We start from the raw sequence: 25,497 nt of genomic DNA, 5'->3' as shown, positions 1-25,497 counted from the left end.
CAGAGTATCTCTGACATGAATGTGGAGGTAGATTCATTGATAGAGGATATCGGTTCGGAGAGTGCAGCACTAATTGCTAATGATATATCTCCAGACATGACTCTTATAGAAGAGAATCGCACAAGACTGATGACTGAATATAGCACCAGTATCAGGGAACAGGTTCCTGATCTGGTTGCCGAAGAAGTCGCAAAAGATCCGGTTCTGGGCAAATGGATTGATAAGTCGGAGGTCTCTTCGATAACGGAATCTTATCTTTATACCCTTTCTGGTGAAGAGCTAATTGATATGGCTGCGAATAACACCTTGCAGGATGAGATACTCGTCAAGCTCAGTGAAAAAATCATAGTTGACAATCCCGCAGTAGCTTCTGATGAAATGGATGCGGTATTATACCGATTAGAAGCTGACATGAGGATAGGCGTAGCAAATGGAGTATGTGAGGCAGTCAGGCTCAGTCAGGAAATGATTGACGAGTGCTTCACAAACATAAACACCGGGCTACAGAACAAGCTTGACGAATCAACGGAGAAACTTTCTGGAGAGCTAGCCGAAAAAATGGAAAAAAGGCTGCAGAAGTCTATGAAACTTGTGCCGTGTGGTCTTCCGGTGATTCCTCCGCACTGGGTGTGTACTGTGAATGTGTGGGAGTATGAGGTTGTAGGGAAATACAAAACATTCGAAGTCATCGACAATGACAATGAGTGTATGTTCAATCCCTATTTTGGGCATGAAGCGCAGGTGTACGTGAGGACTGAAGAACGTATTCCACATCCATTTAAAAGAGACAATGGTGAAAATATCATTTGGATTGGATATAATTCTCCTATTGAATTTAGATTTAGTGGCTACGCTGCTACAATAGTAGGTCCAGGTCCAAAGGGTGTTGGTGATAAAACAGGCGATAGGGAAGAAAAATCAGAAGCTTATGAAGAATTACTGTCTGAATGGGAGATATAAGATGAAAACAAAAGTACTCATTATGATTTTTTTAATTAGTTTTGTGGCAACGCCTACGATTACTTCAGCTACTAGCTCTCATATTTCTATTGATGTTTATTACAATGATCAACTATATCCAGGTGCTTCAACTCCAAAACCATTCGTCAAAATTGGTGAACCATTCAAGGTTCGATTTGATGTAACATGTTTTAGTCCTGGAGTTCTATCAGTAAAACTAACAGAGTTAGCAGATGGTAGTTTTGAGATAATTGAAGGTCCAACTTTGAAAGTGGATAAATATACAGATGATAAATTTGAGATGAATGAAAATCTTTCTTATGAATGGATACTTAAAGCTACAGATGAGTGGGCAGGAGGTAGTATGCCTCTCGATTTTGTGAGGTAGTATGCCTCTCGATTTTGTCTATCAATTGAATGATTTTGATACTTTAAAAGTATTAACTAAAGGTGAATTCACCGCCGCCTACGTCACAATCTCTAACGAATATTACGACGGTCCCGAGATCACAGAAGTCTCCACTGTAGAATCACCACCCAACGCGAGCAGTTCTCCGGCAACTCCTGCATTCAGTGTTCTGTGTGCTGTGTTCGCTATAGCTTCAATTGTTGTTCTCAGGAAAAGACATGAATGAAAAAAATTGCTTATGTCGGGATATTGATATGTGTTTTATGCATGCGAAATCAAAACAATTAAATACCACGTCCAATGTACTCAGTTATACATTATTGATTGATTTTTTTACAGAGGTATAATTATGGACCATACAAAAATATTACTCGATGAAAACGAAATGCCAAAACAGTGGTATAATATCCTTGCGGACCTGAAGGTGGAGCCGCCGTTGAATCCGGCGACCAATGAGCCAATGGATCCTAAGGATCTTGAGCCCATATTTGCAAAAGCGCTCATAAAGCAGGAGATAAGTTCTGAGAAATATATTGATATTCCAGAGGAGATCAGGGAGATATACACACTCTGGAGACCATCACCTCTGCACAGGGCACACAGGCTTGAGAAGGTACTGGGTACTCCTGCAAAGATCTACTACAAGAATGAGAGTGTCAGTCCTGCGGGAAGCCACAAACCAAATACTGCGATCGCACAGGCATACTACAACATGAAGGAAGGCACTGAAAGGATTACAACCGAGACCGGTGCAGGCCAGTGGGGTAGCGCACTTTCACTTTCCTGCAACTATTTTGACATCGAGTGTAAGGTATACATGGTGCGCTCAAGTTTTTACCAGAAGCCATACCGCAAATCGCTTATAAACCTCTGGGGAGCTAATGTCGTACCATCTCCAAGCAATGAAACACAGTTCGGAAGAAAGATACTTGAGACGTACCCTGAAACCACAGGCAGTCTCGGTATAGCTATCAGTGAGGCAATTGAAGAAGCAGCGCTCAATGATAATACAAAGTATGCTCTTGGAAGTGTCCTCAATCACACCAGCCTGCACCAGACAGTTGTAGGCCTCGAGACCCAGGCACAGTTCGATAAGACCGAAGATTATCCCGACATCGTTATCGGATGCTGTGGTGGTGGGAGTAACCTTGCCGGCGTGAGCCTGCCTTACATCAGAGATAACATTGCCGGTAAGACCAATACCCGGTTCATAGCTGTGGAACCTTCCGCATGTCCGACCCTAACATCCGGACAATTCAGGTATGACTTCGGTGACATGGCACAGATGACACCACTGCTCAAGATGTACACTCTGGGATCAGAGTTTATACCACCAGCTATCCATGCAGGCGGTCTGAGATACCATGGAGCATCACCCATTGTAAGCAAACTCGTTGCAGACGGTATAATGGAAGCAATCTCCTACCACCAGGTAGAGGTATTCGATGCCGCGGTCACCTTTGCACGTAGTGAAGGAATAGCCCCTGCTCCTGAGTCATCCCATGCTATAAAATGTACCATTGACGAAGCCCTGAAGTGCAAACAGACAGGTGAAGAGAAAACTCTCCTTTTTAACCTGAGTGGTCACGGTCACTTCGACATGAGCTCATATGACAAGTATTTCTCAGGTGATCTGAGCAATGAGTGATTAACTTAGCAGACTTACAACTAAAACTATCCGTGGCATGTTTATCATGCCGCATAGTTCATTTTTTTCTCTGCTCTTAATGAAACTTATCACTGTACTTTTTATAGGATATAATGAACTCTGCATGTGGCCATATGAGCGGTATCGTGACATATGCAAGTCCGTCTTTCCACTTCGGATGCATTCTGACATCATCGATCAGTTTAATTTTGCTGTCCCTGAGAATCTTAGCATTAGTATAATCCTCGAGCCATAGTTCGAACCTCTCAATGGTGGATATATGCTCCGGAAGAGTATAATTGTGCGCCATATCCACAACCCAGCCCAGATACATCTCTGCCTTGTCCTGATCATCGATCTCGATGTAGTGATTTGCAAGTTCGCATGTGAAATGACACCATGGGCCATAACCACCATTGTTACGCCCCCAGTACTCAGGATACCTGTTAAGTCCGCCGATCTCGTTGTCCCACAGGAGCTTATGTATCCTTTTAACGGTAGTCATGACTTTGACATCGTTGTCCTTGATGAGTTCAAAATAGGCCGGAGCATACTCCGCCGCATCAATATCAAGTACCGTTGATGCAAAAGGGTCATATCCGATTGGCTTGCTGTTTTTATCCTTAACTCGGATACATTTGATAAAAGAACGTCTTCTTGGGCTGTAAAGCCGGGTAAGTATGGATTCTTTGATAATGTCCGCCTGCTGCTCCCATTCGGAAACATTTTTGCCCAGTACTTTACCCATACTGACAGCGGCATATATCCCGGCACAACATGCACAATTGGCGTATATCTCAAAACCATGTTCATAAGCGGGATATTCATGGATACTATTGATGGTATGGATCAGGTCAACTTCTTCATTCTTATTAAGCAGGATAAAACTCACTGCTTTTTCAATCGTCTCCCAGTATCTCTCTATAAAAGCAGTGTCAGCCATCTCTTTAAAGAATGAACCTCCGGTTGCCTGAAAGTATTTTCCAAGTACGAAGAGTACGAGACCGTTGCCGTCGATCTGCAGATCCTTATAGCTGGCATCGTTGCCATCGACATCGTACCTCTGTGAGAATTCTCCCAGGGGTTTCTGGGAGTTGAGTACGAACTCAAGTCCTTTTCTGGCTTCAGCCATCAACCCTGCATGTATACAGCCAAGGATTGATATGGAATGGTCTCTGGGATAGATGAAGGGGTAACGTGTACCTGGTGGGCTGGCATAAAAACCACCATTTTCATGCTGATTGCTTTTAAGTATACGAACACTGTTCTCGTATAATTTTTCCGCTTCTATCCGATTCAAATGACTCACTCCTTATCCGGATGTACTATCTTGTAAACATAGAATGACCTTTCAAGAAGCTCCTCTATAACCTCCTTTGCCATTCCTGCCTTTTCAAGAGCCTCTTCGTTATATTGCTTAAATTCGCCTTTTGGGGATTTCGAGCCAAGGTTGTATAATTCAGCTCCCGCAAGTGCTGCCCTCTTCGTGCTGTAGCTATGTTGCAACACTCCCATTACATGTGTCAGGGCAGGATATTTCCAGGGTTTGTCGGAAGCATTTTTCAGTTCATACATCTTATTGACGATATCGTTAAACTCGGCAGGGTATCCATATATTTCAATGAACTCGGTAATCTCACTGCCAAAGGGACATATGGGCAAATAGTTAATGCTGTTCTCTCTTGCACCCTCAAATCCCGGTCCTTCAAGAGTTGCAAGTTCTTCTCCGATTTCCTGCAGCCAGCGTATAGTCTCAAGTGGCCCGTCCTTATCCACCATTTTTACCACCCCTACCAAAAATGCCTGTGGAAACATATTTTCCAGTCTTATCATTTGATCACCCCTTCTTTGATGGCAGTTGATTGTTATAGTCAATCCTACAACAGATCTACCAGAAGTGTAAATATTTGATTTTTATTTTATAATAGAATATTGATTTTTGAGAGTATAAATACCTGTTCTATTTAGCATACTATTAACAAAAAACAAGTATGCAACTGATTATTCTATAATTTCCTCACTATAGTATTATCTCCTTTACAGCCATGTTCCACCCCACCGGTCCGATACCCTCTACCCTTTTTATTTCCGGGTCTTTGATCATCGGATCGTGTTCACCGTTCTGTTTCTGCACGAGCACGGGGACATCCACTGCCCGGAGCATAGGCAGGTCGTTCAGGCTGTCTCCCAATCCTACTGTCCTGATTTCCCCGTATTCTTTTTTATACAGCCGGGTAAGGATGTTGACTGCTTTTCCCTTGTCATTGTCACCCAGAATATGCCAGTATCTCCCTCCTCTGGTATAGTTGAGACCCTTTTCCTGTATTTCCTGTTTAAGCCGGTTTGCTGTATTTTCGTCTCCATTCAACCTGAAGGCTTCATCATACTCGCGCATCTTTGCCAGCCTTGCTGATGCGATATCAAGCCCGGTGTCTTCACTTACACCTTTGTCGTCCATGTCCCCGAAGCCCGTAATATCCATATTTTCGTAAGTACGGATGTCTGCCAGAACATGTCTTAGTGTACCATAGGCAGTTCCCAGTTCAATGATATCGTAATTGCCTTCTGTTTTAGAGGTGGGGACATCCCCGCTGAAATAGTCTTTTGGAATAAATATGGCTCCGCCGTTCTCGGATATGAATGGATGTGACGATTCAAGTTCATGTACATATACTTCGATCTCTGCACGGGTTTTGCTTGTACAGAAAATGAGTGGAATGTTTCTTTGTTTAAGCATTTCTATAGCTGGCCTGGCAGGTTCATAGGAGTATGTATTATGATCTATCAAAGTACCGTCAAGGTCGGTGAATACAATATACTTCATTCTTCCCTCTCCTTTAATAAAGGAATTATCCTGGCTGTGTAGCCACAGGATAGGTCATCTGTACAAGATATCAATAGTCGCAAAACCCTTTCTTCCTTAATCTTTGATCCAGTTATAGTATATATTATTTGATTCGTCTCATATAACCTTTTCAGGACTATCCTCATATAGTTTATGGGATAGAAAGTACGCATATTGCCTGACGGATATTTTCAGGACAGGTCCTTTTTTTCTGAAGATTCAGGACCTTACAAAGATGTAAGTATCGGGTAATTTTATTAGACATTATTCACCTTTTATTCGGATAACATGGAAATAAGATCTCTGGAGATTCCGGAAGAGGTCCTTAGATTTTACCTTGATTCCGGTATTGAACATTTATATCCTCCACAGGCGGAAGCAATCGAGAAAGGCTTACTTGACGGCAGGAACATCCTTGCTGCCATACCCACGGCATCGGGAAAGACACTTCTTGCAGAGCTTGCCATGCTCAAATCCATTTCAAAGGGTGGCAAGGCGTTATATATCGTACCTCTGAGGGCCCTGGCGTCCGAGAAGTTCGATCGCTTCAGGGAATTCTCATCCATAAATCTAAGAGACCATGGAAAGGACGGCGGGGTCAGGGTCGGTATATCTACAGGGGATTTTGAATCAAGAGATGAGTGGCTTGGCTCCAACGATATCATCGTGGCTACATCCGAGAAGACCGATTCTCTCCTACGTAACGAGACAGCATGGATGGAAGAGATTACCACTATTGTCGTGGATGAGGTACATCTTCTTGATTCTGCAAACAGGGGTCCTACGCTTGAAGTAACGCTCACCAAACTCATGAAGCTCAATCCCGAATGCCAGATTATCGCACTGTCCGCGACCATCGGAAATGCTTATGAGGTTGCAGACTGGCTCGGGGCAGGGCTCGTGCTCAGTGAGTGGAGGCCTACGGACCTGATGGAAGGTGTCTATTATGGTGGTAACATCAATTTCAGGGGTTCTCAAAAACTTATCGCGACCGCTTCAAAGGATGACACTATCAACATAATTCTCGACACCCTCGAGGAAGGGGGTCAGTGCCTTGTATTTGAAAGCAGCCGTAAGAACTGTGTCGGCTTTGCTAAAAAGGCAGGTTCTAAAGTATCGGAGTTGCTGGACAGGCCTACACGCAATGCGCTTGACGGGATAGTTGAAGAGGTTCTTGAGGCAGGTGAGACCGGGGCGTCAAAAGTGCTGGCCCAATGTATAAGGAACGGTACCGCTTTTCATCACGCTGGACTCAACTCTGCCCATCGTAAACTTGTGGAGGACGGTTTCCGTGCAAATATAATCAAGGTCATATGCAGTACTCCAACCCTTGCAGCAGGGCTTAATCTTCCTGCAAGACGCGTAATTATCAGAAGTTATAAACGTTTTGATCCGAATTTTGGCATGCAGCCAATTCCGGTCCTTGAATATAAGCAGATGGCAGGCAGGGCAGGGCGTCCTCACCTTGATCCATATGGTGAAGCGGTCCTTATTGCTAGATCATATGGTGAGATGCAACAGCTTTTTGACAACTATATTGATGCGGGTGCGGAGGACGTCTGGTCAAAGCTTGGTGCTGAGAATGCCCTGAGGACCCATGTACTGTCCACTATAGTTAACGGTTTTGCGACTACACGCGACGGGCTCATGGAGTTTATAGAAGCAACGTTCTTTGCACATCAGAACGACACCAGGGGCCTGATGGAAGTTGTCGATGACTGCCTTGATTTCCTTAAAGACCATGGTATGCTCGAGGGCGATATTCAGCTTATGGCGACACCCCTTGGAAAACTGGTGTCAATGCTTTACATCGACCCCCTCTCGGCAGCTATCATGAATGAAGGCCTGGATAAAGCAAAGGATATAACAGAACTTACGTTGATGCATCTTATCTGTAAGACACCTGACATGCGGCAGCTTTACCTGAGATCGGGTGATTACGAATTGATAAATGATTTTGTACTGTCACATGCAGAGGAGTTCACAGAGGTGCCGAATCAATTTAAGGATACGGATTATGAATGGTTCCTTGGCGAGGTCAAGACTGCTCTTCTTATACTGGACTGGATCAATGAGAGATCCATGGATGACATAAGCAAGAGCTTTAATGTGGGTGAGGGGGATATCCATGCCTTCGCCGAACTTGCGGAATGGCTTATGCATTCCCTTTCGCGCCTTGCCAGAGTCCGGGGACACACTGTTGCGGACATGGCAGGTGTGATCGAGAAAAGGATACATTACGGTGCACGTCCCGAGCTGATGGAACTGGCGGGAATACGCGGTATCGGCAGGGTACGTGCACGCAGGCTCTATGATAGTGGTCTTCGGACCATCGATGATATCAGAAAGGCCGATCCTGTCATTATCGGTAGCCTCATAGGTACAAAGACGGCAGAGAAACTTCTCATGGAGATAGGTATGCACATAAACATGGTATCTGACAATTCCGGACGAGCAGAATCAAGGACTATGGACTCTCTTCTCGGGAATGAACAGAGTACCTTCAGCGATTTTGAAAAGTGAGCTTTTCAGGATAAGCTCTTTTGAATAATCTATATATAATGAACTGGTATAGTCTGGAAAATAGTGTATTCTAAATGACAATTACATTTAATGAAATTACATTCAAGGGATTATCATGCTTTACAAAAGACTATCGCAACTAAGCAGGGAAGAAAAGGATAAGCTCATCAATCGTGGAGGAGAGCTTGCAGATGTAGGGGAAACGGTAGCTTCCATTATCAGGGATGTAAGGGACAATGGAGACGAGGCCCTTCGAAGCTACACAAAGAAGTTTGACAGGGCTGAAATCGAAGATATCGAGGTTTCCCCTGAAGAGGTGGATGAAGCGATCAGCAGTATTGATGGGTCGTTACTGGAACATCTCAAATTTGCCGCAGAAAATATCCGCAAGTTCCATCAGGCACAGATGCCGGAAGGGATGTGGTTCATGGAACTTTCTCCGGGTATAGAGCTTGGACAGAAGTTCACACCCCTGGAAAGTGTGGGAGCTTACGTGCCCGGTGGAAGGGCTTCCTATCCATCCACTGCCCTGATGACGATCATACCTGCCAGAGTTGCAGGTGTGAAACATGTTGCGATGTGTACTCCTCCCGGGCCCGACGGGAAGATAAACTCTTTAGCCCTTGCGGCAGCCAGGATTGCAGGTGCAGACCATATTTACAAACTGGGTGGTGTGCAGGCTGTTGCTGCAATGGCATACGGCACTGAGAGTGTTCGCCCGGTGTCCAAGATAGTCGGTCCCGGAAATGTTTTTGTCACCGCTGCAAAGATGCAGGTGCGGGACAAGGCCGAAATAGATTTCCCTGCAGGTCCCAGTGAAGTTCTCATCATTGCCGACGATTCTTCTGATGCTGTAATGGCGGCATCGGATATCATCGCACAGGCAGAACATGACCCGAACGCGGTTTCCGTGTTTGTGACTCCATCGAAAGAACTCGCTGAACAGGTTTACAGGGAAGTGCTGGAACAGGCTGCAAGGGCTGTAAGGTCCGATATAGTAAATGCTTCTCTGGAAAATGCTGCGGTACTGATAGCCGATTCTATGGAAAGCTGTATTGAGTTTTCCAATGATTTTGCACCTGAGCATCTTGAGATTATGGTGGCTGACACGGACTCTGTCCTTAATTATATAGATAACGCAGGATCTGTGTTTGTGGGTAACTATGCACCTGTTCCCGTTGGGGACTATGCATCCGGGACAAATCACGTTCTTCCGACGGCAGGTTACGCAAAGATATATTCCGGGCTAAATATCCTCCACTTTCTGAAGTGCTCCAGTATACAGAAGATCAGCAAAAAAGGTCTTGAGACTTTGAAAGATGCAGTTATTTCCATTGCTGAGGAAGAAGGTCTCATGGCACATGCTGAGTCAATAAGAACTAGGTTCAGGAACTAACATTCTTCTTTTTTTACCTCTTAAATAGATAATTATTTAATAGGTAAGCACATACACTAATTTAGTAAGTTCTTTGTATGAAGAACTCAATGTGAGGGAGTTTCATGAAGATTAGAGTTGTAAGTTCGCGAGAGGAAATACCAAATCTGAATCCAAGTGAGAAGGTTATTCATCTTGCTTTCAGGCCATCAAATAGAGATATTTTTTCCCTGGTACAGACATGTCCGAAAGTTGAGGTCATACAGATACCAAGCTCTTATCGCCGTACGGTTTCCAAGTCAATAGAAATGTTCTTGGAAATGCAGGGCATAAAGCTCATAGAAGGGGATGTATGGGGACATAGAAAAGATATAAATGAGTACTACAGCGTATCTCCTGCCCTCCTTGATAAGATAAAGGAGCTCAAGTCCGAGGGTATGTCTGATGAGGAGATAGTGAACAAACTGGAACGTGAGGGCAAACTGAACAGGGATATGCTCTTTTACATATTGGGCAAGAAATGACCTGAGTTCAGTATGGCCGTTGTATTATTGCCTGGTATTGTTGCGATATGCAAGTATCGGTTGATGCTCATCCGGTCATCACATGCAAAGCCAAAAGAGCAAACCGGCAAAGCAGGGATGGGGATATAGAGGATTTTTGCAATTTATTTTCAGAAACACTCTTTTTATCTTTTTCATAAATCATCTGAAGACTTGTCCATGGGTTTATCCATGTTATTTATGCCGGCATACATGACTTTGAATGGTTCTTTTCTGAGGCCTTTGTGATAATGTTTTCAAAAATAAGGAATAGTTTTACTTTAGTGCGCTTTGATGCTATGGATATATTTTCGAATGAATGGGGAAGGATGAGGGTATTTGGCTCATTCTCCTGCAAGGAGTAAGCAGGTAGCTCATGGAATTGATTGGTATATTTTCCCCTGACATTTATGATATTGGTTTATTTTACCTCGGAATTGTAATTTTAATTGCAATACTAATCCCGAGGTTCTTAACGGATTATATGATCACAGCGCCAATTGCCTATTTGTTAATATCTGCCAGTGTATTCTTCTTTTTCCCGGAAGGCGTGCTGCCTCATCCTGAAGAAAGTCCTTTTCTGGGTAAAAGGCTCACAGAGATGGGAGTAATTATTTCGCTTACTGCTGCCGGACTCAAATTAACCCGGCCTTTCGCCTGGCAAAGCTGGCGTTATGCCGCACGACTTTTGATTATAACAATGCCTTTGACCATTGCTCTGATAGCACTGTTCGGATGGAGGTTTTTAGGATTTGCACCTGCTACTGCTATGCTTCTGGGAGCTGTCCTGGCTCCCACTGATCCTGTCCTGGCCTCAGATATACAGACCACTCCTCCGCACAAGGAGGACACTTCAAGTACCAGGCTGGCACTGACCTCCGAAGCAGGACTAAATGACGGGTTAGCTTTCCCCTTTACCAATATGGCCATTGCAATGGCGCTGGTGGGAATCGATCCTTCCATGTGGTTCACTGACTGGCTGGTTACCGACTTCTTTTACAAGATCATTATGGGTACCCTTGTGGGGCTGGTCACCGGCTGGTTACTGGCAAAAGTGATTTTCAGCTGCCCAAAACCTCAATGTCACAGCTCAGCAATATCTACCAGTTTATTAGCAATTAGTCTTACACTGTTGCCTTATGGTCTGGCTGAAATGCTCAATTCATATGGTTTCATTACCGTTTTTGTGGCGGCATGTGCTTTCAGATATCAGGAAACAACACATGAATACCTGAATGTACTGCATGATTTCTCTGAAGAGATCGAGAGGACTTTGGTAGTTATTCTGTTTACAATGCTGGGAATATATATCAGTCACGGATTACTGGATGATTTCCAATGGTACATGATTCCTGCTGCCCTTTTGATCGTACTGGTCATACGGCCTTTAACAGGGCTCATCGGTCTGACTGGCACGAGTCTCCAAAGGTCCAGGAAATATCTTATCTCGTTCTATGGTATTCGGGGAATAGGCTCCATCTACTACGTGCTCTATGCCTTTGATCATGCCGGATTTGAACAAAGCAAGGAGGCTCTTGCCCTGGTTACCACGGTGATCATCCTCTCCATATTCATACATGGTCTTTCATCAAGACCTGTTATGAAGCGATGGGACCCTGAGTAAAAGTTTTAAGGAAAAACGGTTCAGGCCTAACCTGAATGTATGTCATTCAGGTCGGCATGAACTGCATCTCTTAACTGCTCACGCAGGTCTGGTATCGCAGACAGTGCACGTTCCCAGTCCGGGAGAAGGGTGGCAGATGGATCATTCAGATAGCGGGTACCTGCCTCCATGAGTATTTCGGCAAACATGTCCACATATTTCTCTTCCAGATGCCTGCTGTACTGAAGCCCGTTACAGATAGCATCCGCATTGTACTGTCTGATCAGGTCCTGCGCAGATCGTATGTATTTGACCTGTATTCCCCTGAGAAAAGTTTCAGAGATATTGGTGCTTGTTGTTTCATTCACTACGCGCAGAAAGGTGACCATGATGTCGTTCACCATTTTTCCCAGACCTTCTGAACTGGTCTTCCCCATTTCCTTGTGTTTATGGTCATAGAAACCAAGGTCTGTCTGGCATATTTTTTTCAAGGTTGTGTTCCTGTACACTTCTGCAAGCAGGCCAACCTCCAGTCCCCAGTCGGAAGGTACCCTGATATTAAGTGCAAGGTCCCTTGTAAATGCAAACTCGCCTGAGAGCGTGTACCTGAAACCCTGCAGGTATTCGAGTACATCTGATTCATACTGAACATCCTTTACAAGCATATCAAGCAGGGGGCGAACAAACAGGCGGTACACACGCCCATGCATTGTCTTCTTATCAAGATTGATCCTTGCATAGTATCCCTTATTGAAATAGAAGTTAAGCTGAGGATTCATTATCGGATAAAGCATTTTTGCAGGGAAATCCTTGTTATAGGTCACAATGTCCGCATCATGAAGCACTATTGCATATGCGTACAGGCTTGCTATCCCGACTGCTAACCAGGCGTCTTTTCCCTTTCCGCTGAACTCGGTGATATCGAGCTCACTATCTTTCATCTCCCTGATGATCGCTGAGATACGCGGCCCGTTGCACCATACGATCATATGGTCCAGATCAAGATGCTTAAAAAAGTCCACAGTTCTCTCATACTGGTCTTTATCATCTGCAGCAAGCGCGACAACAACTTTTTTAATATATGAACATTTGTTCAGTTCAGTTATGATGTGGGCCAGAGGTGGATTCTCTATCTCTTCGTACAACATCGGTATAACCACAACAGCAGGCCTGATAAAAGACAAGTCATGCAGATGTTGCGACATTCTTTCAGTGTCGCTATAAAAATTATGTATAGTCGTTATCTTCTCCTGATAAAAGTCCATTATTCTCCCCCGGAACACTTAACTATGACATTTTATGGTGTTACTGTAAATAATATTGTTGTCAAAGGACATAAAATATATCTCTGTAAAAAGTTGGCTGGAACAATTAATATATAAGTTGACAAGTTCATTACAATCAAAGTAAGACAGACAGGATTTCGCTAACATGACCCAATATGGAAAAGTATATCTGGTCGGCTCAGGACCCGGAGACCCCGAGCTTCTGACAATGAAAGCCCGCAGGTTGATCGATTCGGTTGATGTTGTGGTCTATGACCAGCTTCCGGGAAAGGTAATAATAGATTCCATTCCTGCCGGCACGGAAAAGATAGATGCGGGAAAGTATGCAGGAAATCATACTTTGAAGCAGGATGAGATAAATGTCCTCATAATCGAAAAGGCCAAACAAGGAAAGAGTGTGGTCCGCCTTAAAGGCGGGGACCCTTACATGTTCGGACGCGGTGGTGAGGAAGCACAGGAGCTCATTGAAGCGGGAATTGAGTTCGAAGTAGTGCCTGGCATTACCTCCGCAATAGCGGCACCTGCATATGCCGGAATACCCATAACGCACAGAGATCATGCTTCCATGGTAACATTCGTCACCGGTCATGAAGACCCTACAAAGGACGAGAGTGCTCTTGACTGGGAGACCCTTGCGAGATTTGAAGGGACACTTGTGATATTCATGGGTGTCCGGATGCTCCAAAGGAATGTAGGCGAGCTTATTAAATACGGCAAAGATCCAAAGACCCCGGTCGCACTTATAGAAAGGGGTACTCGTCCCGATCAGAGAGTTACTGTGGGTGTACTTGAGAATATCGCAACCCTCGCAACAGAAAGAGGTGTGATGGCACCTGCCATCACGGTCATAGGGGATGTTGTGCAGCTCCACGGAGAACTCGGAGAGCAGATACTGTCTGTTTTTGAGTGAGGTGTACACATGAGTGAACTGCTTGGTAAACCAAAAATCGCAATCATGAGGCCTAAGAGGTATGTGGAGGAATCAAGGGAACTGGCCGAATCCATGGGTTTTGAAGCTATCATGGTGCCTATGGTAGAGATCGCTGAGATGAAAGATGCCGGCTTTGAAGATTTTGTGGAAAGGATACTTGAAGGCAAATCCGATTATGTAATCTTCACCAGTGCCAATGGTATAGATTTCACCCTGGGGAAGATACCTCCGGAATCCAGAGGGAAGTTTATAGCAGCTCTCAATTCTACAAATGTGGTGGCTATAGGACCTACTACCTGCAAGGCACTGGAAAAGCTGGGCATAGAGGTCATGGGAATGCCAGGTGTCTACAGTTCCGAGGGTATTGTTGATTACCTGTGTGCTGATGTGGCCGGCAAGATAATAGATACTGCAAGAAGCTTTTATGGTTCTGCTCATCTGATAGAAGGCCTGCGTAAGTGCGGTGCCATGGTCTACGAGACGAATGTCTATACCCTGGAAAAGCCTGAAGGGAGCGAGCAGGACATGCTAATGGATGCTACTTTAAAAGGTGACATATCTGTTTTTGCATTCACAAGTTCCATGATGGTACGCAACTTCTTTGAACACGCCAGAAACTGTGGCTCGGAGGAGGATGCCGTTCTGGCATTGAACAACTCCATGGTGGCTGCAATAGGAGGTCCGACTGCTAGGACTCTTGAGAGTTACGGTGTGAATGTGTCCGTTATACCCGGAAAGTTTACTTTTAAAGAGGTATTGAAAAAGGTTCAGGAAGAACTTTCCTGAACATACTATATTGCTAATTAAACAATGTCTATTCCCTTTGAAGGATATCGGGAAGTATACCATAGATATAATATAGTATTACCATATAGGTGGGCGCATATTATATTATAGTAGATTCACTTTTGTTCTTTTAAGTCGGGAGCACTCATCATGATAGGTATTTCAAAACTATATTGCAGGACCGTAGAACCTTCTGACGCATTGCGCTACGGGCGTGACTCAAAAAAGCTTCCATCTCATCTGCTCCAGTTTTCCAGGGATAAGAAACCCGTTGTTGTGTGGAATGTCACCCAGCGCTGTAATCTTCGTTGTGTCCACTGTTATGCTAAGTCAAAGGATATGGAATACCAGAATGAGCTTAGCACCGAACAGGGGAAGGAACTCATAGACGATCTCGCAGACTTTGGTACTCCTGTCATTCTCTTTTCAGGCGGGGAACCCCTGATGCGTAAAGACCTTACGGAACTTGCGGCATATGCTACCTCAAAGGGCATCCGGGCGGTCATTTCCACCAACGGTACTCTGATCACCGGGAAAAAAGCCCGTGAGCTTAAAGATATCGGCCTTTCCTATGTAGGAATATCTCTGGATGGTATGAGGGAGACCAATGACAGGTTCAGGGGAATGGAAGGAGCTTTTGATAAAGCCTTGCAGGGAGTACGTAACTGCCAGGCTGCAGGCATAAAAGTTGGGTTGCGTTTCACTATCAACCGGCATAATGTAAGCGATATACCTGCCATATTCGACCTGCTTGAAAAAGAAAATATTCCTCGAATATGTTTCTATCACCTTGTCTATTCAGGCAGAGGTTCCGGGATGCGGGATGAGGACCTCTCTCTGGAAGAATCCCGGAGTACAGTGGACATGTTGATGGACCGGACACGGGAACTCCATGATAAAGGTAGGCAAGTCGAAGTGCTGACAGTTGACAACCACTGTGATGGCCCGTTCATATATCTGCGTCTACTGAAAGAGGATCCGGAACGTGCGGAAGAGGTATTAGAACTGCTTCAGATGAACCGCGGCAATTCCACCGGTATAGGTATAGGATGCGTATCATGGGATGGTTCCGTTCACCCGGACCAGTTCTGGCGGCATTACAGTTTTGGTAACGTAAAGGAACGCAGGTTCAGTGAGATATGGACTGATGTATCTGACCCGCTCATGTCAGGTCTGAAGGAACGTAAATCCTGGATAAGGTCTAATGCTGACAGGTGTGCTAAATGTAAATGGTTCGATATCTGTAATGGAAACTTCCGTGTGCGGGCAGAAGCTGTGTATGATGACACCTGGGCCGATGATCCGGCATGTTACCTAACCGATGAAGAGATCGGGTACAGTAAAAATGAATAATTCCTAATCTATTCTTTTTTTTTTTTGTTTTTTCTATTACATATACGGTGCCATGTAACTGAGATATACATATGTCAGTATACCGGCTATAATAGCAAGTAATGCCATCTTCATGGCAAGCTGTACCAGCATTGGATTCACCTTCCTGTTGATGTTTTTATGCAAAGCCTGTTATATTAATGCTGGTCTGTCCACGTATAAAAGAGATATGGCAGTGATTGTGACACAATAGAAACAGCCTTGTTCAGATCTCAATACAGTTCTGCCATACGCCGTGTATATTACAGTATTCAAGTGCACAGAAAGCCTTGAAATCATCGATGTTGTTCACATGGAAATTTGCAACAGGGTTCGTATGGACAGGTTCAAACTCCATTCTACCTAGATCTATCGTCCTGCCTTCCTTTGTAATACCATAAAGCTCAATCCACTCGATGTGATGTTCGACCGTATTTGGATGTGGCACTTCCTTTCCTACGATCACACGTACAAAATCCGTTTTTGCCTGTCCATGTTCCCTGATGATCTCTATTTCAGGAACATGATTCTCTTTACCTTCTTCTTCTCTTCCTTTGAGCATTTCTCCAAAATTCATTTTCTAATCCTCTTTTAGTCTCTTAATATTTTCTAATATTTTGCTCAGTGTTCATTCAAGGTTGGATAGATTTAGATAAAGTGTTTTCGGTATCTCACTTTATTACAGAAGTTTTTTGTGTTTCCTTTTTCCCTGTTTATGGGCGTTATTTGGACCGGATTCGTAAAGTTAATATAGAATCATGTAAAACTCAAAATACGGGCACAAAGCCTGTCATAGGTAGGACTATAATAGCTTAATTGTCAGTATCTGTTTGCCATCCCATCCAGCATGCTTCATTCGTACACCAATTGCTTGCTACTGACTCCATCGGAATACATATTTTCCGGGAACGGTTATGTGGCTGCACTGCCTGCCTATAATCCTTCGTACAGGCATGTGCTCTACGTAAGGTCATAGAGTGTTCGCTTTCAAGTCAGCTCTTTCTCGTATAGATCACAGGAAGTAACCGGAATCCTCACGTATCCACTGTTAAGCTCCGGTTCACATATCCCTGCTATCCTGTTAGATAAACGGTTGCAAGCGTGCAACCATATGTTTAAATAATCTTAGACCACTGTAAGATAAAATGCGTTATCACTTTATCATATTTATCGGAGAGTTCTAATGACGGTTCCCAAAGAATATGTTTCCCATGAGATCGAACCAAAATGGAAAAAAGCATGGGATATGTCTATGTATCATTTCGACTGGAATGAAACGACAAGACCCCAGTACATTATTGACACCCCTCCTCCATACCCGACCGGGAATTTCCATATTGGTAACTCCCTTAATTGGTGTTATATCGATTTTGTGGCACGTTATAAGAGAATGTGCGGATATAATGTAATGTTCCCGCAGGGCTGGGACTGCCACGGTCTTCCGACCGAAGTTAAGGTTGAGGAGATCCACGGAATAACCAAGAATGAGGTCCCAAGGGAAGAATTCAGGCAGATGTGCCGGGAACTCACCCGGGGCAATATCGAGAAGATGCGGGAAACTATGCTGAATCTCGGTTTCTCGACCGACTGGAGCAATGAGTTCGTCACAATGGAGCCTGCATACTATTCCAAGACTCAGAGGTCTTTCCGGAAGATGTATGATATGGGTCGCGTGTATCAGGCAGAACATCCTGTCAACTGGTGTCCGAGATGTGAAACAGCAATTGCATTTGCTGAAGTTGAGTATGAAGCAAGGGGCACCATGCTCAATTTCCTGAACTTCGATAAACTCAAGATTGCTACTACAAGGCCTGAACTGCTTGCTGCATGTGTTGCTGTTGCCATCAACCCGGAAGATGACCGCTACAATGAATATGTGGGCATCAATATGAAAGTCCCTCTATTCGGACACGAGGTCCCGGTCATAGGTGACAGGGAAGTTGATCCGGCATTCGGTACCGGTGTTGTCATGATCTGTACATTTGGTGATAAACAGGATGTCCGCTGGTGGATGGAACATGATCTCCCGCTTCGTAAATCAATTGATAGGAACGGTCTCATGACATCTATTGCCGGTAAGTATGAAGGGATGGCGATCCCGGAGTGCAAAGATGCTATCATCGAGGATCTCCGGGCAGAAGGTTATCTTTTAGAGCAAAAGACCCTTGACCAGAATGTAGGCATGTGCTGGCGTTGTGATACTCCCATTGAGATCCTTTCAGAGCGTCAATGGTTCGCTAAGATCGATACTGATGCGGTCTCAAAGGCTGCGGACGAAGTCATGTGGCTTCCCCCCTATATGAAAGTAAGACTCAATAACTGGATAGGGACCATGGAATGGGACTGGTGCATTTCCCGGCAGAGGCTCTTCGCGACTCCGATACCTGTTTGGTATTGTAAGGACTGCGATGAGGTACTGGTCGCAAAGGAAGAGTGGATGCCAATTGATCCGACCAGACAACAACCTCCGGAAGCATGTGGATGCGGATGTACTGAATTTGAAGCTGAGGAGGATGTGCTGGATACGTGGATGGACTCGTCTATAACCGCATTGCATGTATCGGGATGGCTATCAGACCATGATATGAAGCTGCCTACCCAGCTACGTCCGCAGGGTCATGATATTATTCGTACCTGGGCATTCTATACAATACTGCGCTCCATGGCACTGACGGGCAAGAGGCCATGGGATTCAATTCTGATCAACGGTATGGTCCTGGGTGAGGACGGTCACAAGATGAGTAAGTCCCTGGGTAACGTTATCTCTCCTGAGGAGGTCATTAAGGATTACAGTGCTGATTCATTCAGACAGTGGGCTGCTATAGGCGGTTCCCCCGGTTCTGATGTGATGTTCCGCTGGAAGGATGTTGTCTCAGCATCTCGTTTCTTCACCAAGGCATGGAGCATCTACAGGTTCGCAATGTCCCATCTTGAGGATTATGAACACACTGATATGGAAGTCAGCGAGCTGAAAGTGGTCGACAGGTGGCTCCTGAGCAATCTCAATAGGCTGATACTGTCAGTAACTGACAGTATGGATGCATACCAGTTCGATGAGGTTTTCAAGGCAATACGCGGATTCACATGGGATGTCCTTGCAGATAATTATATAGAACTTATCAAGTCCCGTCTTTACGGAGATGATGAAACAGCAAAGAAGGCTGCAAAGTACACCTTGTTCGTGACCATGGATTCCCTAGCAAGATTACTGGCTCCGTTCGCTCCATTCTTCTCGGAGGAGATGTTCTCTCGCATAGGGGAGAGAAGTGTGCATTTACAGGCATGGCCTGTGAGCAGAGAAGAACTGATAGACCCGGATATTGAAAAATCAGGTGATTTCATAAAAGAGGTTGCAAGCAATGTCCGAAGATACAAGTCAGAGAAAGGTATGGCATTGAACACTTCTCTTGAGAAAATAGAGATATACGGCACCACCATGGACACAAGTGATCTGGCCGGTGTGACGAATTCACCAATTGAGATGATTGAAGGTGAACCGGATTTCGAACACGTGCCCGTGAACGTAAAACCTAATATGGGTAAAATAGGTCCTCTTTTCAGAGGAAAGGCGAAGGCTATAATCGATGCTTTGCTGGATGAAAATCCTAAGAAGATAGCCGATGGGATCTCAAAAGGTAAGATCGTGATCACAGTTGACGGTGAACCTGTCGAACTTGAACCTGATTATGTAGAGGTCGAGAAGGAAGTCGTATCGGCGGGAAGATCGGTAGATGTGCTTGATGTTTGCGGAGTTCCTGTCGTTATCGTAAGGTGATACACGTAAATACAAGGAAGTCAGGTCCGCCCTTTGGACGTATGTCTCTCCGCGCAACATTTAAAAGTCACGCGACCATATCAAGTTCAGTTACAATAACCTGCTTCCAGGTGGTCAGTTGAAAGTAAAATCCAGGGTGCAAATAAGGAAATCAGATAAGATTAAATTACTAAAGGAATTAAGTTCCACATTCGGTGATGTGGTTGACACATTTGCGGACAGGAAGTTTGAAACAGCGACGGCAGATGAGGTCCCTATTGTCATAATAGAGGGTGATGTGCTTCTTTTTAAGATCGGGGACACTTACTTTCCGACTGTGAAGGGAGTACTTCAACTTGGCCTGAGGAAGAACATCGTCGTGGTGGATGCAGGAGCCGTGCGTTTTGTTGTCAATGGTGCTGATGTCATGTGTCCCGGAATAGTATCTGCGGATGATGATATCGAAACAGGTGACCCTGTAATAATTGTTGAGGAGACTCACAGTAAACCACTTGCAATAGGCACTGCCATGATTCCCGGAGCCCGGATGCAGGCAAGTTCCGGTAAGGCTATAAAGTCTGTTCATTACGTCGGTGACAAGTTGTGGAACCTTGACATCTAAAAGAAATCATTAATATACAATGACAGGGAATATAATTAAAAGCAACAGTCTGAAGCATCTGTCCGGTAACAATTTAAGTAGTATCGATATTATTAACAAGCATCAATGTTTTTGAATACATGAGGGTGTATTATGGCAAAGATCATGAATAAGTTATTTGGTGGCAGTACCAAAACCACAACCGTTGAGGATGAATATACGGAACTCGATCTCACTAAGTATGAAGAAGTGCTTGACGACGAACCTGCAGAAACCTATATCAGGGTTGCCGAACTGACAAACCTGAATGAGCTGACCGCGCTTAAGAGAGAGATATACGACGGTAATATTGTAATGATCGACATCTCAACTATAAAGGCCGATAAACTCCTGCTTGACCGCGCACTAAAGGATCTCAAGGACGTAGTGATCGATGTTCACGGCGATATTGCAGGAATTAAGGATGATCAGGTGCTTGTCACGCCAACCGGCATAAAAATCGACAGATCGAAGATACTTGGTGGAAGATATTGAGTGAAGAAAGTTCCTGCCACGATTTTGTAACCGCAACTTCCTGTCCTCTTTGTCAGAAGGAGTTGATCATCAACTGGCAGGGTGATGATATTCCTTATTTTGGTGAGATAATGTATGTTGCCGCAAGGTGTGAGTGCGGCTTCAGGTTCACTGATACTATTATTCTTACGCAGAGCGATCCTGTAAGATATGAGCTGAAGATCGGTAAACTTGGGGATCTTGGCAGCAGGGTAGTTCGTTCTACTTCTGGAACCATACGCATACCAGAGTTGGGGATTGATGTGGAACCGGGCTCTATGTCCGATTCATACGTAACGAATATCGAAGGTGTACTGGACAGGATCCTGAATGTGGTGGTCACTGCAACCAGGTGGGCAGAAGATGAAGGCGATGATGAGAAATATTCCAGAGGGCTTGAAATCCAGCAGATTCTCAGGGATGCCATGGATGGCACAAAAGAGCTCACTGTAGTCATCGAAGATCCTCTTGGCAACAGCGCGATCATTTCCGAAAAGGCAATATCAAGGCCGCTGACACCAGAGGAAGCTGCAGAGCTCAATACCGGGATGATAATCTTCGATACATCTTCCTCCGGGACGCAGTCAGATGTGTGTGATTCAGACCATTCGGCCACTGACTGAAGTTCCTGTTCACTTCTGTGAATTGTCCTTAATATTCCCAGTTCCTTTTATTATTTAAATTAATTTTTTGTTAAAGATGCCGATACCTTAAATTATATTGCAAGCTGATACCTGTCTATTAGCAATTTTAATCAATTGTGGGAGAAGTCAGATTTGCCAGCGGAAGACTGCCGACCGGTACAAATGCCCCTGATAGGGGATGATGCGCCCTCTTTCAGGGCCAGGACCACATTAGGGGTGGTCGATTTTCCAGAGGACTATAAGGGAAAATGGGTAATATTCTTCAGCCATCCCGGCGACTTCACACCGGTCTGTACTACCGAGTTCATAAGATTTGCGACCATGCAGCAGGAATTCAGGGAACTTAATGCTGAACTGCTTGGACTATCCGTTGACAGCAACCAGTCACATATAGCCTGGCTTGAGGCTATCCGGGAGAAGATTGAGTACAAGGACCTGAAGAATATAGATGTGATGTTCCCTGTAATTGAGGATATGAGCCTGGAGGTTGCCAGGAACTATGGTATGATCCATCCCCATTCTAATAACACTCCCGAGGAGTTGCTTGAGAGATTTGAACGTTCGGGTGGAAAACTTAGCCTGCAGCAGTTCAGCACTGAAACGATTCGTGCAACATTTATCATTGACCCACAGGCAAAGATACGTGCAATGCTATACTATCCGTTCTCCAATGGGAGAAACATATATGAGATCAAGAGATTGCTGCAGGCCATACAGAAATTCGATAATGATCACGTGTACACCCCGGAAAACTGGCATCCTGGTGAGGATGTGATCGTTCCCAATCCGTCCACGTGGGTTGAAACAAAAGAACGGCAAGAACGTGTAAAAGAAAGCGACAGTTGTAAGCCCTGGTTCCTTTGTATGAAAAAAGATAAACAGGAATGACCATTCGTGTCATATTCCTGTTTCTGCAGATTCTTCTGTCTGAAGTTCCGAAGGAAACGCCTATAAGCAATGTACTTGTTTATGTAGCCAAAATCAAGTTATCATATCAGGTGATCTATATGGCAGAACAAGAGAAAGAGGCTGCACTTCCTTCGAAGGCAAGTTTTAGTGAATGGTATAACGACATCCTGCATAAAGGAGAGATAATGGATGTGCGTTATCCTGTCAAGGGATTGTACGTATGGTATCCTTTTGGTTTCAACCTTCGGCGAAATGTCTATGATCTTATTCGGGAATTGCTTGATAAGGATCATCAGGAAACTTTATTCCCTCTTCTGATCCCGGAAAACGAGTTCATGAAAGAGGCTGAACACATTAAGGGTTTCGAAGATGAAGTGTACTGGGTGACCCATGGGGGTATGTCTCCGCTTGACGTTAAACTGGCACTGCGCCCGACAAGTGAAACTGCGATCTACCCGATGTACAAGTTGTGGGTCCGCTCTCATGCCGACCTTCCTCTTAAATTATACCAGATCGTCAATACATTCAGGTATGAGACAAAGCATACACGTCCTCTTATAAGGTTGCGGGAGATCACATCCTTCAAGGAGGCACACACTGTCCACGCTACATGGGAGGATGCAGCGGTTCAGGTCGATGAAGCCATCAGGCTGTATACTGAATTTTATCGTAAGCTTGCCATTCCGGTCCTGCCTTCGAAAAGGCCTGACTGGGACAAGTTCCCGGGGGCGGATTATACCATAGCCACTGATGCACTCATGCCTGACGGCAAGACTCTTCAGGTTGGTACCGCCCATCACCTGGGTGACAATTTTGCCAAGACATTCGATATCCAGTACGAGAATCCGGAAGGTGAACAGGTGTATGTTCATCAGACATGTTATGGTATCTCGGAACGCTCTGTTGCGGCACTGATATCCATACATGGGGATGACAAGGGACTTGTAATACCTCCTGAGGTGGCTCCTGTGCAAGTTGTGATCATTCCTATTATTTTCAAAGAAGCAGCAGATGTCCTTCAGGCATGTGAAAGCGTAAAAGGGAAACTGGAGGCTGCAGGCATACGTGTTAAACTGGATGCAAGTGATAACCGTCCGGGTGCCAAATACTACAAATGGGAATTGAAAGGAGTTCCTGTAAGGCTGGAAATCGGTCCCAGGGACCTTAAGAACAATGCAGCTATGATGGTGCGCCGTGATACCGGTGAAAAGCAGCAGATATCTCTTGATAATATCAGAGATGAAGTCCTTTCAATGTTCTCTGTTATTCAGGACAATCTTTATGAGAAGGCAAAGCAGGGACTTGATCAGCGTATAATGGAATGTATAAGCCTTGCTGATATCAAAGAGAATCTGAGCAAGGGTATTTCGAAGGTATTCTGGTGTGGCGACAAGGACTGCGGACTCAGGCTCGAGGATGAGGTCGGTGCAGGTATACTTGGTATTCCTTCCCCACAGGAAAGTTGCCGGGGTAAATGTGTAGTATGTGAAACTGATACCGACACCAAGGTATATGTTGCGAGGACCTACTGATTCCCTCACTGTCCGGAAAATAACATATATACCCTCTAAAATAGGTTAGTTGATAATTATGGACTCCCTATCACCAGAGAATGTCAGGTTACCTGAAAAGCCATTGTTCGTATGTGTTCTTGCAAATACCGCGACTGCCTATATAGAGGGACTTTCGGCAGCAGGAAAAACTGCAAAGCTTACCGACTATACTCCTGCAGGGGATGCGGAGGTTTTGCATAAGGGGACGATAATTGATATTCCCGTTCTGCCTATGACGCCTCCATATGACACTCCTACTCCTGCACTCATCACAAGGGCTGCCCTTCAGCTGACGGGTGTGCCTCAACTGCTGGTTAACGCCGGCCTGAGGGTCCTGCCTGCAAAAGAGGTTCCTCTTGTGGACATAGGGGGTAAGCCCGGTGAAGATATCCGTGGGTCTGCTGCTGTGAAAGATGTTGAAAAAGTATTCAGAAATGCTTTTAATCTGGGGCAGGGACTTGCTCAGAAGCACGATCTGATCATGATCGGCGAGAGTATACCTGCAGGAACAACAACAGCAAATGCGGTGCTACAATCGCTTGGTTATGACGGGAATGTAAGCAGTAGCTCATCGTCGAATCCACTTAAGCTTAAAAGGGATGTAGTTGAGGCTGCTCTGAAGTCATCAGGCATCACATTCGGTTCACTGCGTGATGATCCTTTCAAGGCTATCGGCTGTGTGGGTGATCCCATGATGGTTGCAGTTGCAGGCATTGCCGCAGGCCTTGGCAACACGCGCCTGATGCTGGCAGGTGGTACTCAAATGGAAGCCATCTACGCTTTGATCAAGCACCTGGGATACCCAACTGATAATATCATGATCGTGACAACGAGCTATGTTGCAGCTGACGGGTCTGCCAATTTCGGGGAAATTGCCGGGCAGCTGGGTGCCCGATGCTACGGTGTCGACCCTGGTTTTGGTGAATCCGAATCTCCTGGCTTAAAGCAATACGAACGTGGTTTTGTCAAGGAAGGGGTCGGTGCCGGAGGTGCAGTCTATCTTGCTCTTATGCACGGATATTCCAGGATCGACATACGTATGGAAATTGAAAAACTCTGTCTGGAGCTTTGCAGGCTGGGAGACCTTGACAGGATAAAATGTGAGCAGAGTTAACTCCGGTCATCTGTATAATACTCCAGACTGTCGGAGTACCGCCAAATATATCATGGATAAGATTTATTCTGGGGGTACTACCTGAATACAA

The 25,497-nt window shown here is 44.9% G+C and carries 23 protein-coding genes; 18 read left to right on the top strand and 5 right to left on the bottom strand.

The window, feature by feature from the left end; all coding sequences use genetic code 11:
• Nucleotides 1-15 precede the first annotated feature (15 nt).
• From CUN85_RS03485 to CUN85_RS03470, 4 genes are all read left to right on the top strand, one after another.
• Nucleotides 16-960 (top strand): DUF7286 family protein, encoded by a 945-nt coding sequence (locus tag CUN85_RS03485; protein ID WP_135388949.1) that lies wholly within the window; start codon nucleotides 16-18, stop codon nucleotides 958-960.
• Nucleotide 961: 1 nt separating this feature from the next.
• Nucleotides 962-1,348: a sarcinarray family MAST domain-containing protein gene (locus CUN85_RS03480; protein ID WP_167848772.1), complete on the top strand. Its 387-nt coding sequence runs from the start codon at nucleotides 962-964 to the stop codon at nucleotides 1,346-1,348.
• 1 nt (nucleotide 1,349) lies between these two features.
• Entirely contained in the window at nucleotides 1,350-1,595 is a 246-nt protein-coding gene (locus CUN85_RS03475; RefSeq protein WP_135388947.1) for a hypothetical protein, read from the top strand.
• Between the two features lie 123 nt (nucleotides 1,596-1,718).
• On the top strand, nucleotides 1,719-3,017 hold the full coding sequence (locus tag CUN85_RS03470; protein WP_135388946.1) for a TrpB-like pyridoxal phosphate-dependent enzyme: 1,299 nt from the start codon (nucleotides 1,719-1,721) through the stop codon (nucleotides 3,015-3,017).
• A 76-nt stretch (nucleotides 3,018-3,093) separates the two neighbouring features.
• Here the strand turns inward: CUN85_RS03470 and CUN85_RS03465 are convergent, their stop codons facing one another.
• From CUN85_RS03465 to mpgP, 3 genes are all read right to left on the bottom strand, one after another.
• Nucleotides 3,094-4,317, bottom strand: coding sequence for a glucoamylase (locus CUN85_RS03465; RefSeq protein WP_135388945.1), 1,224 nt, complete (start codon nucleotides 4,315-4,317; stop codon nucleotides 3,094-3,096).
• Between the two features lie 5 nt (nucleotides 4,318-4,322).
• On the bottom strand, nucleotides 4,323-4,850 hold the full coding sequence (locus tag CUN85_RS03460; RefSeq protein WP_135388944.1) for a hypothetical protein: 528 nt from the start codon (nucleotides 4,848-4,850) through the stop codon (nucleotides 4,323-4,325).
• 187 nt (nucleotides 4,851-5,037) lie between these two features.
• Nucleotides 5,038-5,841 carry a mannosyl-3-phosphoglycerate phosphatase gene (mpgP, locus tag CUN85_RS03455; RefSeq protein ID WP_135388943.1) on the bottom strand — a complete coding sequence of 268 codons (804 nt, stop codon included), beginning with the start codon at nucleotides 5,839-5,841 and terminating at the stop codon, nucleotides 5,038-5,040.
• A gap of 309 nt (nucleotides 5,842-6,150) precedes the next feature.
• On the opposite strand from mpgP, the gene CUN85_RS03450 reads away from it, so the two are divergent.
• The 4 genes from CUN85_RS03450 to CUN85_RS03435 all read left to right on the top strand — a co-directional run bounded on the left by CUN85_RS03450 (nucleotide 6,151) and on the right by CUN85_RS03435 (nucleotide 11,926).
• Nucleotides 6,151-8,385, top strand: coding sequence for an ATP-dependent DNA helicase (locus CUN85_RS03450; protein ID WP_135388942.1), 2,235 nt, complete (start codon nucleotides 6,151-6,153; stop codon nucleotides 8,383-8,385).
• A 115-nt stretch (nucleotides 8,386-8,500) separates the two neighbouring features.
• Nucleotides 8,501-9,781 (top strand): histidinol dehydrogenase, encoded by a 1,281-nt coding sequence (gene hisD, locus CUN85_RS03445; RefSeq protein ID WP_135388941.1) that lies wholly within the window; start codon nucleotides 8,501-8,503, stop codon nucleotides 9,779-9,781.
• A gap of 104 nt (nucleotides 9,782-9,885) precedes the next feature.
• Nucleotides 9,886-10,284, top strand: a complete 399-nt coding sequence (locus CUN85_RS03440; RefSeq protein ID WP_135388940.1) for a DUF1699 family protein — start codon at nucleotides 9,886-9,888, stop codon at nucleotides 10,282-10,284.
• 394 nt (nucleotides 10,285-10,678) lie between these two features.
• Nucleotides 10,679-11,926 (top strand): cation:proton antiporter, encoded by a 1,248-nt coding sequence (locus CUN85_RS03435; RefSeq protein ID WP_135388939.1) that lies wholly within the window; start codon nucleotides 10,679-10,681, stop codon nucleotides 11,924-11,926.
• A gap of 26 nt (nucleotides 11,927-11,952) precedes the next feature.
• On the opposite strand, the gene gpgS is transcribed toward CUN85_RS03435, so the two are convergent.
• A complete protein-coding gene (gpgS, locus tag CUN85_RS03430; protein WP_135388938.1) occupies nucleotides 11,953-13,170 on the bottom strand; it encodes a glucosyl-3-phosphoglycerate synthase in 1,218 nt (405 codons plus the stop codon).
• 166 nt (nucleotides 13,171-13,336) lie between these two features.
• Here gpgS and cobA point away from each other — a divergent pair, with 166 nt between their 5' ends.
• The 3 genes from cobA (at nucleotide 13,337) to ahbC (ending at nucleotide 16,261) form a co-directional block, all read left to right on the top strand.
• Nucleotides 13,337-14,101 (top strand): uroporphyrinogen-III C-methyltransferase, encoded by a 765-nt coding sequence (gene cobA / locus CUN85_RS03425; protein ID WP_135388937.1) that lies wholly within the window; start codon nucleotides 13,337-13,339, stop codon nucleotides 14,099-14,101.
• 9 nt (nucleotides 14,102-14,110) lie between these two features.
• Entirely contained in the window at nucleotides 14,111-14,908 is a 798-nt protein-coding gene (locus tag CUN85_RS03420) for a uroporphyrinogen-III synthase (protein WP_135388936.1), read from the top strand.
• A gap of 150 nt (nucleotides 14,909-15,058) precedes the next feature.
• Nucleotides 15,059-16,261, top strand: coding sequence for a 12,18-didecarboxysiroheme deacetylase (gene ahbC / locus CUN85_RS03415; RefSeq protein ID WP_135388935.1), 1,203 nt, complete (start codon nucleotides 15,059-15,061; stop codon nucleotides 16,259-16,261).
• Between the two features lie 244 nt (nucleotides 16,262-16,505).
• On the opposite strand, the gene CUN85_RS03410 is transcribed toward ahbC, so the two are convergent.
• Entirely contained in the window at nucleotides 16,506-16,856 is a 351-nt protein-coding gene (locus CUN85_RS03410; protein ID WP_135388934.1) for a desulfoferrodoxin family protein, read from the bottom strand.
• Nucleotides 16,857-17,462: 606 nt separating this feature from the next.
• On the opposite strand from CUN85_RS03410, the gene CUN85_RS03405 reads away from it, so the two are divergent.
• The 7 genes from CUN85_RS03405 to cobT all read left to right on the top strand — a co-directional run bounded on the left by CUN85_RS03405 (nucleotide 17,463) and on the right by cobT (nucleotide 25,406).
• Complete coding sequence (locus tag CUN85_RS03405) at nucleotides 17,463-20,054, top strand: valine--tRNA ligase (RefSeq protein WP_135388933.1); 2,592 nt, start codon at nucleotides 17,463-17,465, stop codon at nucleotides 20,052-20,054.
• 118 nt (nucleotides 20,055-20,172) lie between these two features.
• Nucleotides 20,173-20,655 carry an RNA-binding protein gene (locus tag CUN85_RS03400; protein WP_135388932.1) on the top strand — a complete coding sequence of 161 codons (483 nt, stop codon included), beginning with the start codon at nucleotides 20,173-20,175 and terminating at the stop codon, nucleotides 20,653-20,655.
• A gap of 132 nt (nucleotides 20,656-20,787) precedes the next feature.
• Nucleotides 20,788-21,168, top strand: a complete 381-nt coding sequence (locus CUN85_RS03395) for a cell division protein SepF (protein ID WP_135388931.1) — start codon at nucleotides 20,788-20,790, stop codon at nucleotides 21,166-21,168.
• Entirely contained in the window at nucleotides 21,165-21,809 is a 645-nt protein-coding gene (locus tag CUN85_RS03390) for a ZPR1 zinc finger domain-containing protein (RefSeq protein ID WP_135388930.1), read from the top strand. Before CUN85_RS03395 ends, CUN85_RS03390 begins: the two co-directional genes overlap by 4 nt.
• Nucleotides 21,810-21,992: 183 nt before the next feature.
• Nucleotides 21,993-22,718, top strand: a complete 726-nt coding sequence (locus tag CUN85_RS03385; RefSeq protein ID WP_135389121.1) for a redoxin domain-containing protein — start codon at nucleotides 21,993-21,995, stop codon at nucleotides 22,716-22,718.
• Nucleotides 22,719-22,837: 119 nt separating this feature from the next.
• Nucleotides 22,838-24,271 carry a proline--tRNA ligase gene (gene proS / locus CUN85_RS03380; RefSeq protein WP_135388929.1) on the top strand — a complete coding sequence of 478 codons (1,434 nt, stop codon included), beginning with the start codon at nucleotides 22,838-22,840 and terminating at the stop codon, nucleotides 24,269-24,271.
• 58 nt (nucleotides 24,272-24,329) lie between these two features.
• Nucleotides 24,330-25,406, top strand: a complete 1,077-nt coding sequence (gene cobT / locus CUN85_RS03375) for a nicotinate mononucleotide-dependent phosphoribosyltransferase CobT (RefSeq protein WP_135388928.1) — start codon at nucleotides 24,330-24,332, stop codon at nucleotides 25,404-25,406.
• The last annotated feature ends 91 nt before the right edge of the window (nucleotides 25,407-25,497 follow it).

Origin of the sequence: Methanolobus halotolerans (genome assembly GCF_004745425.1) — an archaeon.
GTDB classification, from domain to species: Archaea; Halobacteriota; Methanosarcinia; order Methanosarcinales; family Methanosarcinaceae; genus Methanolobus; species Methanolobus halotolerans.
This window is presented reverse-complemented; position numbering and strand designations above follow the sequence as displayed.